Origin of the sequence: Collinsella sp. OM06-18AC (genome assembly GCF_003438785.1) — a bacterium.
Lineage (GTDB): Bacteria > Actinomycetota > Coriobacteriia > Coriobacteriales > Coriobacteriaceae > Collinsella.
Genome location: NZ_QSTX01000001.1, coordinates 31359 through 46835 on the forward strand (window position 1 = coordinate 31359; position 15477 = coordinate 46835).

Consider the following 15477-nt stretch of genomic DNA (forward strand, 5'->3'; position numbering starts at 1 on the left):
ATCGACGTGATCGTCCAGCATAAAGCCGCACTCACCGCGATGGGACCCTGTAGTTGCAAAACCCCACATGAGGCGACTTTTGATAAACAAAAACCCTCTCGACAGGGTTCCATAACGTTAAAGTTGAACTCTATGGTTTCTCAACAATTCATCATAACTGCAGGTCAAAGCCAAAGCCTCAAGTTCAACTTGACCCTTTGGAACCTTTAAGGTTCAAGTTGAGGTCGAAAGCAGTAGTAGAATACCGTTCGAACCATAACCTACGATTGATTGCAGAGGGACTGGATGCAGCATTCGAATCATCGCACCGCAGCGCTCATTGCGTCGAAGCCGGCTCGTATCATCACGAGCGCCGCGCTCGCCGTTGCGCTGACGGCCACGCCGATGCTCTCCCCCGTTGCGGCGTATGCCGCCTCGCAGGCAACGCAGGACCAGCTTTCCGCAGCCCAGCAGAAGATCGAAGCCGCCACGAGCGCCTACAACGACGCCCGCACCAAACTCGATGACCTGCAAAAGCAGATTGACTCCAATGAGGCAAGCATCGAGGAAATCGAGGCTAAACTTCCCGAGCAGCAGGCCAAGGCAAGCTCCGCCATGCGCGATCTGTACAAGTATCAGAAAGGCACCAATCCCATCGTGAGCTTCCTGGTCAATGCGCAGAGCCTGGGTGAGTTCATCACGACCTGCAAATACACCAACCAGATCACGAGCTCGAGCGTCGACGAGATCGAAGAGCTCAATAATATGCAAACCGAACTCGAGCAGAACAAGGCCGAGCTCCAGCAGGCCAAGTCTCAGCTTGAGGCAGAGCAGAAAAACGCCGAGGATGCGCTGGCGCAGGCCCAGCAGCTCCGCAGCGAGGCACAGGCAAAAGCCGAGCAGGAAAATGCCGCCGAGCTTGCCAAGCTTGAGGCCGATAAGGCCGCTGCCGCCGAGAAGCTCTCGGGCGAGGGCGTAAGCGGCGGCAATTCCAGCAGCCAGGCCACCAACACCAACACCACCATAGACACCACGGTGAACAACTCCAATACCGGTAGTTCCGATTACGATTCGTTCATTAATGAGTGGACGAGCCGCATCGACAATTATCTCGCCGGCTCCCCCATGGCAGGCCAGGGCTATAACTTTGCCGTCGCCGCTTGGAATACCGGTGTCGACCCCCGTTGGTCCCCCGCCATCGCCTGCATCGAGAGCACCAAGGGTGCTTATTGCGCCAATTCTTACAACGCCTGGGGCTGGAGTGCCCGTGGCGGCGGTTGGCGCAGCTTTGGCAGCTGGAGCGAGGGCATCTCCGCTCACGTTGCCTATCTGGGCGCCAACTACGGCTCCACCCTTACCCCGGCAGCGGCCAAAAAGTACTGCCCGCCCACGTGGCAGGACTGGTACAACAAAGTCGCCGCTCAGATGAACCGCATCTAGGTGCAACTGCAAAGGGCCCCAATGGGGCCCTTTTCTTTTAGGTAGCGGAGGTATCGACGACGCCGGTCGCATTGGCAACCGCGACTATGACGATCATGCATAGGAGCAGCACACCCAATGCCTTGAGCCAAAGTTTCGCGAGTTTCTTGCCGCGATAGCTGTCGAGCAGTGCGAATCGCCGACGAAGACGGCGCTTATCGAGCAGCGCAAAATGCATAAGCACCATAAGGCCATCGACAAAGAAAAAAATACTCGATTATGAGAAGCCACGTCGGGTAGCTTTGGTTTGCTCCCGTGGGGTGAAAGACGGCAAAGTGACTTCCGGCAAAGAACACAAGTAGCGAGAAGCAGACGAGCGCATTCCAAATGCGCCCCAGAGACTCCGGAACGCGAGAGAGCGGACCGCATGCAGCGGAGGCGGCAGGCCTAGGAAGCCCTGCGGGGTTCTGGAGCCCTTGGAGCGTCAACACCGTCTCCGAGGCCGGAGTACGGACAGGCGCAGGTGTAGGAGGCCGCACGGGGCGGCTCAGATCGTATGCCGAGCGCGTCGCCCGTCCCAACGCTTCCGCACTCGCAAAACGCTTGGCCGGGTCGAGCGCCATCGACATGCAGACGGCATCGGCAAGTGGAGTGGGAATGCCACGCGCCTCGCATTGCTCGCGCATGTCGAGCCCTGGTTTAGGGTCGACTCCCGTCAAGCAGAAGAACAACAGGGCGCCCAGTGCGTAGACGTCGCTGCGCACACTCGTCTGCCCAAACCCATACTGCTCGGGCGGCGCATAGGGTCGCGTGCCAAACTTGACGGTGTCGGCATCGGCGCCATCGCGCCATACGCGCGCGATCCCCAAGTCGATAATCACCAGCGACGAAAACGTCAGGCCCTCATCGAGCGTACAGTTCGCACCCGTCACGATGATATTCGACGGTTTGAGGTCGCGATGGATCACCGGCGCCGACGTCTCCCCCGCTATTGCAAAACCGGTGTGGAGCTCGCCCACGGCATCGCATAGGGCAGGATACAATTCACGCGCATAATCGGGGGTGGCTCCCAGACGGTACACCAGCGCCCCGAGCGTCTCCCCTTCGATGTATTCCATAACCACGTTGAGCTCGTCGCCCACACGACGACAATCGACGATTCTGGGCAGGTGCTCAAAACGCCTGTCTGCCCGCTGAGCGGCAAACAGACGCTCGTATGCCCCGCCGATTTGAGCCGAAGCATCGATGCGTTTACGGACAAAGGGGCCGAGCGAACCACCGCCGGTTCCTTCAAAGTACACAAGCTCGGTTGTTTCAACGGACGAGCGCTTAAGTACACGCTCCACGCGATAGCTGTCGTCACGATCGAGCGACGCCAGGTGCTCGGCAAGCGCTGCGGTCAGCTCATCATCGTAATATGTTGGGGTCTGATTATCCATAGCCTCCATCATAGCGCAGGGCGCAGACACCCCATGGCATCCGCGCCCCGTTCGTTTGCATCGTTGTTCGGCAGCTCCGCCGGCTCAGATATCAGCCGCCAACTCACCGTCTCCTCGCCAAAGCGATACAGCTCCTCGTTGACCTTTTGGAGGCTGCACCCGCGATCGATACAGAAGATGATGATCGCATCGCGACGGTCCTTGCAGTTAAGGACGCTTACCCCGGCAGCCGTCAGCGCACGGTTAGTCTCTTTGAGCGTCAGCGCCATCGCAAAGGCAATCTGCAGCACCTTATTGCGGCTCGGATGACGCACACCGGTAAAGATCTGATAGCCAAAGGTCTCATTGAGATCGGCCATACGAACCACGCGCGAGCGCTCCAAGCCCTTTTCCTGCAGCAGTTGCTTCAGGTAGTCCGAAAGCGACGGGGTGGCAAAGTCGTGCTCCTTGATATAGCCATCGATGTTTGGCGCGTCGAGAAGCTCATTGAGTAACTCGTCAGTCAGCTTTTTATCGGGCATACGACCTCACCTCCCCCAGTGCATGCAACATGCTAGAAACCGCTTACGTCCGAACGCTCCCAGCTAGCAACCTGGTCGGGAGACACCGTACCCAGCGCCTCGAACTTCCAGGAGCCGCCCGCCTTCAGATGATTGGTGTTTGCAAGAGCCGTTCCAACCTGGTTGCCATCGGCATCATACAGAACATATTCAATCTGAATGTAGCTCTTTTCCTTGTCCGTGTTATTGGTCAGCGTGCCCGTGATCTTATAGGTAAACTGATTGGAAGTGTCTTCAGCCTCGTCAGCAATGGTATACGGTTCTTGCGGTTCTTTTTGCTCCTCAGCCTGCTGTGCCGTCTCGGCAGGTTTTGCCGAATCGCTCGCAGACGAATCGGTTGAGTTGCCGCCCATAGAGCCCACGGCACCGACAATAACCAGCACCACGATGATGCCTAGGACAATCTTGCCGATCGGCTTCTTTCTCTCTTTTGCCATTATTCATCCTTCCTACGATCCGGCTACCGTGCCGGCACACAGCACATCGTAGGAAGGATTGAACTTGAATTCATTAGCTGAGAGCTAAGGTTGCGGTAAACGGCCAATGCAGTTATCCAAACGCCGAGCAAACGCACTTTGCGCGACCGTCTGCCAGCAGTGATCAACCCACCGTGACGGATTCCCCGGTAAAAGCACTGATCATCAACAGGACAAAGAAAACAAGGTAGCTGACACTCAGCAGGTACGCAATGATCAGAAAGACGACCCAGCCGACATTGGTTTTACCGTCGGCACGGCGTTGCCCGCGATTGCGGCAGAGCCAAATCGTCACGCCGATGGCAGTGATAAACAGCACGAGCGCCGCCGCGGCAAGCCCAGCAAGCGCAAACATCACGCCAATGCTCACAGCGATGACCGGAAGCAGCAGCAAACCGCACCCGCATCCACCCGGACTATATACGGCAGACTGTCGGCGTCGCTTCATCGCCGCGCCACCCCCATCATCTCTGAGCACTACAGTGCGATGGCCTGCTGAACAGGAACGATCTTATCGAGTTCCGGTTCGATCCGCCTTTTCTCGGCCTCAAGGTCAAACGCCATCTGAGCGCGCAGCCAATAACCATCCGTCAGGCCAAAATAACGGCAAAGACGGAGGTCGGTGTCGGCCGTCACGCGACGTTTTCCCAAGACAATCTGCCCGATACGCTGAGCCGGAATCCCGGTCTCTTTCGCAAGGCGATATTGAGAAATGCCCATGGGAACAAGAAACTCCTCTTTGAGAAGCTCACCAGGAGTCACTGGCGACAGCAAATCGGCCGAGGTCTCATCACTTGTGATAATCGACGATTTCGACATTCCAAGCCATCTCCTGTCTCCACTCAAAACAGACCCGATAGCGCTCGTTAACACGGATGCTATATTACCCGGCACGATCGCCCTTCAAAGCTTCCAGGCGGTTGCCCGGTGGAACGCGAAGATCATCAAGCGAAGCACAAACCTGCAGTTGGCGAATCTTCCTCAACGCAACACGCTCAAAGGGCACGAACTTCCTGACCCGCACACCCATGGCAAAGCGTTCGGTATCCTCATCTTTATACGATGCAATCATAGTATCGCCTTACGTTAGTAACGTCAAACGTTTCTATAGACTTACATCTCTATTATATCGTACGTTTGTTCGTATTTTCTAGAACAAATAGTCCTTCACGCCTTAGTCAAGCAAAAGCAATCGCTTGTAGACATCAAGGCCTTTGAGAAGAATCTCCTCGTCAAAGAGCATGGTATCGGTATGCAGAGCGCTTGTTGCATAGGCTGGGCAGCCATCAGCGTCGATCGGGTTTTCTTGTCCCTCTGGCACGCCCGTGCCCAGCAAGAAGAACACGCCCGGCAGATGGCGCTGATAGAACGCGAAATCCTCGGCGATTAGCAGCGGCTCGTCCACAAGTTGCAATTCGGGCAGAACGGGCGCGATTCGATCAAACAACTCGGGATCGTTGTCGACCGGCGGATAGCCCTCGGCAAAGTCGAGATCGTACGTGCAGCCCGTTGCAGTGCATGCCTCATCAAGCACGCGGCGCACACCCTCGCGTGCACGGTCGAACATGCCGTCCGTAAACACACGCAAGCTGCCGGCCACATGGGCCTCCCCCGCCACCGCGTTGCAGACGGTACCGGCCTGCAGCAGGCCAAACTTGCCGATACAGGGCTCGTCGGTGCCCAGTTCGTCCATCAGCTCGCGCTCGGTAACCAAAAACTTCGCTGCCGCCAACGCGGCATCGTGTGACTCCTCAACCGGCACACCATAAGTCTTAGCAATATGGATACTCGTACCGTGAATATGGATATGCGTCTCGCTCGAACGCGCCAGCAGCGGACCAGAACAACTCGCCAGCGTGCCGGCAGACAGATCGGGCCACACATGGAAGCCAAAAATGCGGTCGGCCCCATAGCGCTCGAACACACCACTCTCGCATACCGTCTTGGCACCACCGGTCGTTTCCTCGGCCGGCTGGAACACAAAAAGCACGTTGCGTTTAAGTGAACCCGGCTGCTCGCGAATCGTGCGGTCGACATACGTCGCGGCGGCGAGCGCCATGGCCATGTGTCCGTCGTGCCCGCAAGCGTGCATCTTGCCGGGATGAGACGAGGCGAAGGCCGCACCCGTCGCCTCGGCAATGGGCAGCGCATCCATATCCGCACGAATCGCCGTGGCATGCGTGGCACCAACGCCAGCGTCAAAGAAAGCGCAGACGCAGCTGGGGCACGGATGGGTCACCTCGCAGGCAAGCGACGCCAACACGCCCTCGATATAGGCAATAGTCTGCGGAAGATCGAAGTCGAGCTCCGGGATCCTGTGCAAGTCGCGCCGATAGCGACGGAGTTCTTGGAGCTCGGTCATAGAGGTTCCTTTCATTGGTGTGCGCCGGTTGCTATCTATTGTGCCGCAAGATTGCCATACCCTTATTTCCAGCATATCCCTGCATTTTTTAAACGTTATATACGAATACTCTTGTTTGGTAAAGTGCAACGTGGTAGGGTCGTTACCACTTGATAGAGGCGCGGGCACGAAGAACCGCGGGCGAGCCGGCAGGCTTTGACCCCGTGGGGAGGCGAAACCCGCCGAACTGGGTTTTTCGGGCACGAACAACCTGGTGGGCCTGTGGGAAACACCCACAGGACTGTCTGCAGCAATGCGGGAGCGCTATCCGGACATTGGGTCCACGCTATGCGGATTCGATGCGCAGATGGCGCCGTCTGGATAGCGAGGTTTACGGGACATGGCATTGACCCCCAACGAGGCATATGCGGCCAAGCAGCCGTTTGTGGACAAGGAGACGCTCGAGCATATCGTCGAGCAGTTCCCCACGCCGTTTCATCTATACGACGAGGCGGGCATCCGCCGCAACATGCAAGAAGTGCGCGACGCCTTTGCATGGAACCCGGGCTTTAAGGAATACTTTGCCGTCAAGGCCAACCCCAACCCGGCGCTCATCTCCATTCTCAACGAATACGGCTGCGGCTGCGATTGCTCGAGCTATACCGAGCTCATGATCGCCCGCTCGCTGGGTATCACGGGACACGACATCATGTTCTCGTCCAACGATACGCCGGCTGCCGACTTTGAGCTCGCCGACAAACTGGGTGCCATCGTCAACTTTGACGACATCAGCCACATCGAGTTCTTTGAGCACGTTGCGGGGCCAATCCCCAAGACGGTCAGTTGCCGCTTTAATCCAGGCGGCCTGTTCCAGCTCTCCAACGGCATCATGGACAATCCGGGCGACTCCAAGTACGGCATGACCACCGAGCAGCTCTTCGAGGCCTTCCGCACGCTCAAGGCCAAGGGCGCCGAGCGCTTTGGCATCCACGCATTCCTTGCCAGCAACACCGTCACCAACGACTACTACCCCAAGCTCGCGCGCATCCTCTTTGAGCTTGCCGTGCGCCTGGAGCGCGAGACCGGCGCACACGTCGCCTTCATCAACCTATCCGGCGGCGTCGGTATCCCCTACCTGCCCGAGCAGCAGGCCAACGACATCCACGCCATCGGTGAAGGGGTGCACACGGCCTACGACGAGATTCTGGTTCCCGCCGGCATGGGCGATGTGGCAATCTGTACCGAGATGGGCCGCTTTATGATGGGCCCCTATGGGTGCCTGGTCACCAAGACCATCCATGAGAAGCAGATCTACAAGGACTATATCGGCGTGGACGCCAGTGCCGTTGACCTTATTCGTCCCGCCATGTATGGCGCCTACCACCACATTACGGTGATGGGCCAGCCGGGTGGTGACGACAAGACCACAGCGCCCGCTACGGACACCTACGACATCACGGGCAATCTGTGCGAGAACAACGATAAGTTCGCCATCGACCGCGAGCTGCCGCATATCGACATGGGCGACCTGCTCGTGATTCACGACACCGGCGCGCATGGCTACTCCATGGGCTACAACTACAACGGCCGTCTGCGCTCCGCCGAGGTCCTGCTGCGCCCCGATGGCTCGGCAGACCTCATCCGCCGCGCCGAGCGCCCGGGCGATTACTTTGCCACGCTCGACGTGCTGCCGTGCGGCCGCGAGCTGCTGGCCAAATCGCGCGCCGATGCCGCCCGCCGTCGCGCTCAGGACGAGCGCCTAGCAGTCACCGCCCAATGGAACAAACGCGTCCAGATCGCGGAAGCGAAGGAGAAGAACATGGATATCCGCAATCTCGAGGGCTCAATCGTCGCCCTTGTCACGCCGTTTAAAAAGGACGGCAGTGTCGACTTTGACGCGCTTGAGCGCCTTATCGATTTCCACCTGCAAAATGGCACTGACGCCATCCTCACCCTGGGCACCACCGGAGAGAGCGCCACGATGACCGACGACGAGGACAACTCCGTTGTCGCCGCGGTGGTCAAGCAGGTTGCAGGCCGCGTCCCCGTCATCGCCGGCTCGGGCTCCAACTCCACGCAGACCATGCTCACCAAGTCGCTCACCTATCAGGGCCTGGGCGCCGACGGCCTGCTGCTCATTACCCCCTACTACAACAAGTCCAACGAAGAGGGTATCTATCAGCACTTTAAGACCGTTGCCGATGCCGTAGATATCCCCTGCATCCTGTACAACATCCCCGGCCGCTGCGGCTGCGGCATCAGCGTGCGCAACGTGGAGCGCTTGGCCGCGCACCCCAACATCATGGGTATTAAGGAAGCCTCGGGCAACGTCGCTTACGCAGCCAAGATCGCCCACCTGCTGTCCGATGACTTCCGCATGTACTCGGGCGAGGACGCACTCACCGTTCCGCTCATGAGCCTGGGAGCCTCGGGCACCATCAGCGTGTGGGCCGATGTTCAGCCGCAGCTCGTGCATGACATGTGCCGCGCCTATCTGGACGGCGACGTAGCGCGCGCCCGCGATATCCAGATTGCTGGCCAGCCGCTCATCAATGCCCTCTTTAGCGAGGTCAACCCCATCCCCGTTAAGGAGGCGCTCGCCCAGATGGGTATGATCGAAGCAAACTACCGCATGCCGCTGTGCCCCATGGCCGACGATACGCGTGCCGCACTTACCGATGCTCTGAAGGGAGCTGGTCTGCTTGATTAAGACCGTCATTATGGGAACGGGCCGCATGGGCTCGCTCATCCGCACTACCGCCGAAGGCATTGTCGACGCCGCCGGGCAGCTCGTTTTTGATATCGTGGCCCAGATCGGTTTTGACCTGTCCGAGCTCGAGAGCGCCCCGGCAGCCGACGTCATCATCGACTTCTCGAACGTCGTGACCTTCGACGCCGTCGTCGCCTATGTCGAGCGTACAGGCGCGGCGTTGGTCTCGGGCACTACAGGCTACACCCCCGAGCAGATGGATCGCCTGCGCGAGCTGGGTCAGAACACCCGCGTCATGCACTCCGGCAATTACTCCATCGGTATCGCAGCCCTGCGTCATCTGGTAGCACAGGCCACACGCGAGCTGCCCGGCTTTGACTGCGAGATTGTCGAGACTCACCACAACCAAAAGGTCGACGCCCCCAGCGGCACCGCAAAGCTGCTGCTCGACGCCGTAGTCGAGGCCGAGCCCGAGGCAGGCTACCACCCCGTCTATGGCCGCGAGGGTATGTGCGGCGCGCGTGACCCCAAGGAGATCGGCATGCACTCGCTGCGCGGCGGCACCGTCGCCGGCGTGCACGAGGTGAGTTTCTTTGGCCAGGACGAGGAGGTCACGCTCACCCACCGCGCCACGAGCCGTCAGATCTTTGTCAACGGCGCCTTGGCAGCCGCGCAGAAGCTCATCACCCGCGAACCCGGCTTCTATACGTTCGACCAGGTCATGTTTGCCTAACCAGGTATCAACCGTATCCACCCAAAGGAGAGACAGCACATGAGTAACGCAGCCGAGATGGATGCCCAGGAGATTATCAACTACATCGCCACCGCGCCCAAAAAGACGCCTGTCAAGCTGTACGTGCGCGAGAAGCCGGGCATGAAGGTCCAGTGGGGCAATGCACGCGTCTACGGCGGTCGTCGTGGCAAGACCGTCTTTGGCGACTGGGATGAGCTTAAGGCCATCCTGGACGCCAACGCCGATTCCATCGATTACTACGATGTGGAGAACGACTGCCGCAACTCCGCCGTGCCCATGCTCGACCTTAAGGGCATCAACGCCCGCATCGAGCCGGGCGCGATCATCCGCGACCGCGTCGAGATCGGCAACCGTGCCGTCATCATGATGGGTGCCATCATCAACATCGGCTCCGTTATCGGCGAGGGTTCCATGATCGATATGGGCGCCGTGCTGGGCGGCCGCGCCACCGTGGGCAAGAACTGCCATATCGGCGCCGGCACCGTGCTGGCAGGCGTTGTGGAGCCCGCCAGCGCCACGCCCGTCATCATCGAGGACGATGTCATGATCGGCGCAAACGCCGTGGTCCTGGAGGGCGTGCACGTAGGCAAGGGCGCTGTCGTTGCCGCCGGCGCCGTGTGCGTCGAGGACGTCCCCGCCGGTGCCGTCGTGGCCGGTGTCCCCGCCCGCGTCATCAAGATGCGCGACGAGAAGACCGACAGCAAGACCGGCCTCGAGGAAGGTCTGCGCCAGCTTTAATGCTTACTGCGTTTTACCAAACACCGTAAGCACTCGACGCTGCAAACGCCCCTAAGCGGCAATCTGACGTTCAATCGTCGGGCATGACCAAAAGGTCAATGCTCTCCTCTTTCACGTCACCTTGCTCGCTCTGGGGCGTTTTCGCTGACTTATGCTCAACCAGTAGCGTAATTAAGCCCCAAGTAAAAAGGCCGAAGCCCTCATCCGAGGCTTCGGCCTTTATTTTTTGCAGCGTCCAAGCGCAGTTTATCGATTCTCAATTGACCCGATATTCTTGAGCTCGATGGAGATGAGGCCGTTGGGTTCGTTGACGAACTCGATGTACTCGGAGTTCGAGCCCATCTCGGCCGGAAAACTGATCTCGATGCCCGTATCGGTACGAATCTTGTGGTTGCGCACTGCCGCACGCTCGACCTGCTTGCGCTCCACGGGAACGCGCTCGGGAACCTTCTCCTCGGTCAGTGCCGCGCGTACACTTTCCTTGATAACCGGCTCATCCTCAAAGACCTCGTCGACGATATCCCAAGGCGGCAATTCCTCGTCATCCTCGACCTTTTCAGCCACGGCAGCCTTGACCTTAGCAAGCGCCACAGCAGTGTTGGCGCCGTGTTCCTCGGCGACTTCCTCGACCACGCGCGTCACGGTGTCGATGACCTCCTTGCCCGACACGCCCGTATCGCACTGCAGCAGACCGTCGGGAATGAGCATACGGTCTTCGCCGGCAATCTTGCGCTTCTTGTCCACATAGCCGATCTCCATGGTGCTCGCGCGCACGATGGCATAGCTTGGCACCTTTTGCGAGGGGTTTGGCAGAATAGCGTAGTGGCGCGCGATGTCGTTGCGCACCTCCCCCTCCTCGCGGCCCACCTCGTGCATAAAAGCCTGCTTGGAGCCCAGCAGCATCACGGCAAACCAGCGGGCATCCTCGTCGTCGTCAAAGTCGGCCACGAGCACATCGGTGGACTCGGCTTTTTCGGCCTTGGTAAGCTCGGAGGAAATGAACTCCGCAATCTGCTGCGACAGGTCTACGAACTCGCGCTCGCCAAAGAAATAGCCCTTGAGCTCGCCGCCAAACGCAGAGTTCTCGGCAAACGTGGCGCGCTTATTGTCGGCCGAGGTTCGTGCGCGGCGCAGATGCGTGGTCACAAAGTTGCGCACGGTACGGCTCTCGATATCGAGCTCGCGCTGGCTCATAACGTTGACGGCAGAGTCAAAGTCCAGGATATGCAGAATCGCGTGATTGATTTTCATATACGGCATTCCGTTCTAGATCGATTTCGGCACGAACCAGTATAGCGGTCGGGCCCGCCCCAGGCGCATCGAAGCTTGATGCATCGGGGACAGGTTGCTTTGCACCAATGGTTAGCGCAGGAGCTCGGACTGCCAAGCCTCGAGCTGTTCTGCCAAACTCTTGCCGGCAGCGGGCATGTCGATCTGGGGTCGTTTAGGCAGCAGTGCGCATTTAAGGATTGCCACGATGGTCTGCGAGACAAAGCGTCGCGTATCCTCGTCAAAGCCTTGCGCAGCCTGGAGCATCACGGGCAGGCTCTCGCGCAGATTCCCGGCGATATCCGCAAACCGCTCAGCACCCGTAGCCTCAAACACGGAGAACAACGCATCTACAAAACGCTCGCGCTCGCTAGGCGACACTGCAAGCAGCATCTCGCGAATGGAGCCATCAACGTATCGAGCACCGGCGGACAGGCGCTCACAGTACACGAAGTCGCGACCATCAACCACCCAGCTAAAGGGATTATGCTGCAGCAGGCTGAACTCGGTGCTCTCAACGATGGCATAGTCCTCCTGTGTCTCGAACATCATGCCAAAGATCGACGACCGAGGTAGCGTCTTGTCGATTCGACCGGAAAGATCGGCAAAGGCGTTGCCGTTCAGAAACTCCTCGACGAAGCCCGGACCATCATGGGAATACACCCGTTCAATTCGCTCACGGGCGACATCGGAGCACATCGCCGCACCGTACACCGCAAGGTTTCCACCCTTGGAATGACCTCCGCACAAAAGTGGCCCGTCAATCGCATCCACCGCCTCGTCCACATAACGCGCCGCGGATTCCTGGGCCGGCACAGGACACCGGAATGCCATGTTAAAGTCCTCTTTCCAGCCCACAATCGTGCTGTCGGTCCCCCGGAAGGAAAGATAGCTAAACCCCGCCGGAAATCGGAACGTCATAGCCGCAAATTGCTCCGTCGTCTCGGCATTACTCACAGTACGATAGCCGCAAACACGAACGCCACGGTAGCGAGGGCTTGCTGCCACGGCCTCCAACAAGGCCCTGCTCCCCTCCGGATCCCACAGGTCGCCAATCATGTCCCGGTAGCACTCGGCACGCAGCAGCTCGCGTACGTCTAGGCCCTGCCAGTTCGTCAGCTCCGCCATATCACCCGGCAAACGCAAATAGGACAACCACGCAAAGACCAGGCTATCCACCGCGCAGAACGGCCGTTCCTCAAACGGATCAAACGCCGTCTGGGCATAGGTCAAAAAACTAGGCGAATCCGACATGGCCCTCCCATCAACTATGCTGCATTGGGGTCAGGTTACTTTGCACCAAAAAGGCGCCCGGGCCGTGTGGGCTCGGACGCCTTCATTGTAGCTTTTCGCTCTAGCGAGCTTGATTTAGCAGGAGAAGTCGACGCTGTCGATGATGTCCTTGAGGGCCTTTGCGGAGGCGGTGAGCTCATGCTGCTCGTCATCGTTCAGCGGCACGGGGACGCGGCAGACAACGCCATCGCGGCCGACGACGGTCGGCATGGAGATGGCCAGATCGGACAGGCCATACTCGCCCACCATGAGCGAGGAGACAGGCAGAACGGTCTGCTCATCACGCATGACAGCGGTGCAGATGCGCTTGACGGCCATGGCGACGCCATAGTAGGTGGCGTGCTTCTTCTCGATGATGGTGTAGGCGGAGTTCTTGACGTCCTCGGCGATACGCTTCTCAGCAGCCTCATGCTCCAGGTGGCCGTGAAGCTCACAGAAGGTGTTCAGCGGAACGCCGGCAACCTGAGCGCTGGACCAAGCGACAAACTCGGAGTCGCCGTGCTCACCCATGACATAGGCCTGGACATCGCGCGGGTCGACCTCGACGTGGGCACCAAGCATCTGCTGCAGGCGGCCAGTGTCGAGCACGGTACCGGAACCGATGACGTGGCCCTCGGGCAGGCCGGACATCTTGATGGCGGCGTAGGTCAGAACATCGACCGGGTTGGAGACGATGAGCAGAATGCCGTCGAAGCCGGACTTCTTAATCTCGGGGATAATGGACTTAAAGATGCTGACGTTCTTGTTGACCAGGTCCAGGCGGGTCTCACCGGGCTTCTGGGCAGCGCCAGCAGTGACGACGATCATGGCGGCGTCGGCGACATCGGAATAATCGCCGGCGTAGATCTTCATCGGCTCGGCAAACGTCATGCCGTGCGCGATATCCAGAGCCTCACCCTCAGCGCGGTTCTTGTCCACGTCGATGAGGACCATCTCGGAGAACAGACCACTCTGCATCAGCGCGAACGCCGAAGACGAACCGACGAAACCGCAGCCGACAATAGCGACCTTCTTCTCGTTAACCATTAGAAACTCCCATCTCTCTCCACAAACAAGCCGCCCGGGAACGACCCGAGCGGCTTGCCGTAATCCCAATACATCCAATCGGGACTTTGATTATGCTCCTATTCGCAGCCAAATATCGACCGTTTACCGAAATTATTTGCAGGATTCGTAAAATAACTGCACGAAATCGGTTTCGAGCTATTGACGAGCCGAAATAGCTTTCTAATACAGGCCCGCCTCGCGAATGGCCTCGACAGCCAAAGCGATCTGGTCGGGCGGCAGGACCAGCGCCATGCGCACATGCCCCTCGCCCGAAGGACCAAAGCTCGCGCCCGGCGTCACCACGACGCCGGCCTTCTCCATAAGCTCCTCGCAAAACGCCATGGAATCGGTGCGACCACCGGGAAGCTTGGCCCACACAAACATAGAGCCATGCGCGTTGGGACGCTCCCAGCCCAGGCCCTCAAGACCGTCGCACAGGGCATCGCGGCGCTCCTGGTACTTCAGACGCTGCGCCTCGACCTCATCGCGCGGACCGTTCAGGCAGGCGATGGCGGCCTTCTGGATCGGGAAGAACATACCGAAGTCGATCTGGCCGCGCAGCTTGGCAAAGGCAGAGACCACATCCTCGCGGCCGACCAAAAAGCCGATACGCGCACCGGTGACGTTAAACGACTTGGAGAGCGAGAAGAACTCAACGCCCACCTCGAGCGCGCCGGGATACTGCAAGAAGCTGCCGCCCGGCTCGCCGTCGAACACGATGTCGGAGTACGCGTTGTCATGGACGATGAGCAGGTCGTGCTCGCGGGCGAAAGCGATGATCTCCTCGTAGACCTCGGGCGTACCCACCGAGCCGACCGGGTTCGCGGGCAGCGACACGATCATATATTTGGCACGATCAGCAACCTCGGGATCGATACCCGCCACATAGGGCAGGTAATTATGCTCGGCAACCAGCGGATAGTATTCGAGCTTGGCATCGGCGATCTTGGCACCCGCCTCAAAGACCGGGTAGCACGGATCGGGAACCAGAATGGTGTCACCCGGATCGAGCAGGGCCAGGCCCAAATGGCCCACGCCCTCCTGCGTGCCGTTGCACGACTGCACCATAGACGGCGTAATGCCCGAAACGCCAAAGCGGCGCTCATAGTAATCGCACACGGCCTGCTTGAGTTCGGGCAGGTCGCGCAGGGCGTACTTCCACATCTCGGGATCCTGGGCGGCTTGTGTGAGCGCCTCGACCACGTGGTCATACGGCTTAAAGTCGGGCGTGCCCACGCTCATGTTGTAAATGGTCTTGCCCTGAGCCTTCAGCGCGAGAAGTTTGTTGTTGAGCGAGGCGAAGACCTCCGCGCCAAAGCGATCGAGACGCTGCGATGCCTGCATGGTGCCACCTTTCGATATAAAAAAACGCGGCGCTCCGACAAGAGCGCCGCGCGATACGGGCCATCAGATTGCAAAAGTGTAACGCTTGCCACCCCCGTATTGGTTCAA

The 15477-nt window shown here is 59.1% G+C and carries 17 protein-coding genes and 1 riboswitch; of the genes, 4 read left to right on the forward strand and 13 right to left on the reverse strand.

Features of this window, described 5'->3' with window-relative positions:
• The first annotated feature begins 285 nt into the window (after positions 1 to 285).
• A complete protein-coding gene (locus tag DXB86_RS00135) occupies positions 286 to 1419 on the forward strand; it encodes a glucosaminidase domain-containing protein (protein WP_117635409.1) in 1134 nt (377 codons plus the stop codon).
• Between the two features lie 37 nt (positions 1420 to 1456).
• Here DXB86_RS00135 and DXB86_RS00140 read toward each other — a convergent pair whose 3' ends face one another.
• From DXB86_RS00140 to DXB86_RS00175, 9 genes are all read right to left on the reverse strand, one after another.
• Entirely contained in the window at positions 1457 to 1636 is a 180-nt protein-coding gene (locus DXB86_RS00140; RefSeq protein ID WP_117735765.1) for a hypothetical protein, read from the reverse strand.
• Positions 1614 to 2837 (reverse strand): protein kinase, encoded by a 1224-nt coding sequence (locus DXB86_RS00145; protein WP_158555243.1) that lies wholly within the window; start codon positions 2835 to 2837, stop codon positions 1614 to 1616. The genes DXB86_RS00140 and DXB86_RS00145 overlap by 23 nt, the downstream gene beginning before the upstream one ends.
• 8 nt (positions 2838 to 2845) lie before the next feature.
• Positions 2846 to 3358, reverse strand: a complete 513-nt coding sequence (locus DXB86_RS00150; RefSeq protein ID WP_233504091.1) for an XRE family transcriptional regulator — start codon at positions 3356 to 3358, stop codon at positions 2846 to 2848.
• A gap of 32 nt (positions 3359 to 3390) precedes the next feature.
• Positions 3391 to 3834, reverse strand: a complete 444-nt coding sequence (locus DXB86_RS00155; protein ID WP_117735767.1) for an FxLYD domain-containing protein — start codon at positions 3832 to 3834, stop codon at positions 3391 to 3393.
• Between the two features lie 163 nt (positions 3835 to 3997).
• Entirely contained in the window at positions 3998 to 4267 is a 270-nt protein-coding gene (locus DXB86_RS00160; RefSeq protein ID WP_117735768.1) for a hypothetical protein, read from the reverse strand.
• An 83-nt stretch (positions 4268 to 4350) separates the two neighbouring features.
• The gene (locus DXB86_RS00165) at positions 4351 to 4692 is read right to left on the reverse strand and encodes a HigA family addiction module antitoxin (RefSeq protein ID WP_117635414.1); all 342 of its coding nucleotides are present in this window, start codon (positions 4690 to 4692) and stop codon (positions 4351 to 4353) included.
• Positions 4664 to 4750, reverse strand: a complete 87-nt coding sequence (locus DXB86_RS10160) for a hypothetical protein (protein WP_304558108.1) — start codon at positions 4748 to 4750, stop codon at positions 4664 to 4666. The genes DXB86_RS00165 and DXB86_RS10160 overlap by 29 nt, the downstream gene beginning before the upstream one ends.
• A 6-nt stretch (positions 4751 to 4756) precedes the next feature.
• Positions 4757 to 4945 carry a type II toxin-antitoxin system RelE/ParE family toxin gene (locus tag DXB86_RS00170; protein ID WP_233504092.1) on the reverse strand — a complete coding sequence of 63 codons (189 nt, stop codon included), beginning with the start codon at positions 4943 to 4945 and terminating at the stop codon, positions 4757 to 4759.
• 102 nt (positions 4946 to 5047) lie between these two features.
• Positions 5048 to 6235, reverse strand: coding sequence for an N-acetyldiaminopimelate deacetylase (locus DXB86_RS00175; RefSeq protein ID WP_117735769.1), 1188 nt, complete (start codon positions 6233 to 6235; stop codon positions 5048 to 5050).
• Between the two features lie 145 nt (positions 6236 to 6380).
• Positions 6381 to 6549: riboswitch (Lysine riboswitch) on the forward strand.
• 65 nt (positions 6550 to 6614) lie between these two features.
• On the opposite strand from DXB86_RS00175, the gene dapA reads away from it, so the two are divergent.
• Genes dapA through dapD form a run of 3 tightly spaced genes read left to right on the forward strand, consistent with a single transcriptional unit; the run spans position 6615 to position 10416 of the window.
• Positions 6615 to 8924, forward strand: coding sequence for a 4-hydroxy-tetrahydrodipicolinate synthase (gene dapA, locus DXB86_RS10070; RefSeq protein ID WP_117735770.1), 2310 nt, complete (start codon positions 6615 to 6617; stop codon positions 8922 to 8924).
• Positions 8917 to 9657: a 4-hydroxy-tetrahydrodipicolinate reductase gene (gene dapB, locus DXB86_RS00185; RefSeq protein ID WP_199410952.1), complete on the forward strand. Its 741-nt coding sequence runs from the start codon at positions 8917 to 8919 to the stop codon at positions 9655 to 9657. The genes dapA and dapB overlap by 8 nt, the downstream gene beginning before the upstream one ends.
• A gap of 39 nt (positions 9658 to 9696) precedes the next feature.
• Complete coding sequence (gene dapD, locus DXB86_RS00190) at positions 9697 to 10416, forward strand: 2,3,4,5-tetrahydropyridine-2,6-dicarboxylate N-acetyltransferase (RefSeq protein WP_117735771.1); 720 nt, start codon at positions 9697 to 9699, stop codon at positions 10414 to 10416.
• Between the two features lie 246 nt (positions 10417 to 10662).
• On the opposite strand, the gene DXB86_RS00195 is transcribed toward dapD, so the two are convergent.
• From DXB86_RS00195 to DXB86_RS00210, 4 genes are all read right to left on the reverse strand, one after another.
• Complete coding sequence (locus tag DXB86_RS00195; protein WP_022094136.1) at positions 10663 to 11667, reverse strand: nucleoid-associated protein; 1005 nt, start codon at positions 11665 to 11667, stop codon at positions 10663 to 10665.
• A gap of 111 nt (positions 11668 to 11778) precedes the next feature.
• Positions 11779 to 12939, reverse strand: a complete 1161-nt coding sequence (locus DXB86_RS00200) for a DUF2974 domain-containing protein (protein ID WP_117735772.1) — start codon at positions 12937 to 12939, stop codon at positions 11779 to 11781.
• A 114-nt stretch (positions 12940 to 13053) separates the two neighbouring features.
• Positions 13054 to 14004 (reverse strand): L-lactate dehydrogenase, encoded by a 951-nt coding sequence (locus DXB86_RS00205; protein WP_089573042.1) that lies wholly within the window; start codon positions 14002 to 14004, stop codon positions 13054 to 13056.
• A 201-nt stretch (positions 14005 to 14205) separates the two neighbouring features.
• Entirely contained in the window at positions 14206 to 15369 is a 1164-nt protein-coding gene (locus tag DXB86_RS00210; protein ID WP_006234344.1) for a pyridoxal phosphate-dependent aminotransferase, read from the reverse strand.
• Positions 15370 to 15477: the final 108 nt, after the last annotated feature.

What these genes read in the sequence shown, in the direction of transcription:
- DXB86_RS00135 (WP_117635409.1), top strand. Translation starts at nt 286, where the DNA reads ATGCAGCATTCGAATCATCGCACCGCAGCGCTCATTGCGTCGAAGCCG.
- DXB86_RS00140 (WP_117735765.1), bottom strand. Translation starts at nt 1,636, where the DNA reads ATGCATTTTGCGCTGCTCGATAAGCGCCGTCTTCGTCGGCGATTCGCA.
- DXB86_RS00145 (WP_158555243.1), bottom strand. Translation starts at nt 2,837, where the DNA reads ATGGATAATCAGACCCCAACATATTACGATGATGAGCTGACCGCAGCG.
- DXB86_RS00150 (WP_233504091.1), bottom strand. Translation starts at nt 3,358, where the DNA reads ATGCCCGATAAAAAGCTGACTGACGAGTTACTCAATGAGCTTCTCGAC.
- DXB86_RS00155 (WP_117735767.1), bottom strand. Translation starts at nt 3,834, where the DNA reads ATGGCAAAAGAGAGAAAGAAGCCGATCGGCAAGATTGTCCTAGGCATC.
- DXB86_RS00165 (WP_117635414.1), bottom strand. Translation starts at nt 4,692, where the DNA reads ATGTCGAAATCGTCGATTATCACAAGTGATGAGACCTCGGCCGATTTG.
- DXB86_RS00170 (WP_233504092.1), bottom strand. Translation starts at nt 4,945, where the DNA reads ATGATTGCATCGTATAAAGATGAGGATACCGAACGCTTTGCCATGGGT.
- DXB86_RS00175 (WP_117735769.1), bottom strand. Translation starts at nt 6,235, where the DNA reads ATGACCGAGCTCCAAGAACTCCGTCGCTATCGGCGCGACTTGCACAGG.
- dapA (WP_117735770.1), top strand. Translation starts at nt 6,615, where the DNA reads ATGGCATTGACCCCCAACGAGGCATATGCGGCCAAGCAGCCGTTTGTG.
- dapD (WP_117735771.1), top strand. Translation starts at nt 9,697, where the DNA reads ATGAGTAACGCAGCCGAGATGGATGCCCAGGAGATTATCAACTACATC.
- DXB86_RS00195 (WP_022094136.1), bottom strand. Translation starts at nt 11,667, where the DNA reads ATGAAAATCAATCACGCGATTCTGCATATCCTGGACTTTGACTCTGCC.
- DXB86_RS00200 (WP_117735772.1), bottom strand. Translation starts at nt 12,939, where the DNA reads ATGTCGGATTCGCCTAGTTTTTTGACCTATGCCCAGACGGCGTTTGAT.
- DXB86_RS00205 (WP_089573042.1), bottom strand. Translation starts at nt 14,004, where the DNA reads ATGGTTAACGAGAAGAAGGTCGCTATTGTCGGCTGCGGTTTCGTCGGT.
- DXB86_RS00210 (WP_006234344.1), bottom strand. Translation starts at nt 15,369, where the DNA reads ATGCAGGCATCGCAGCGTCTCGATCGCTTTGGCGCGGAGGTCTTCGCC.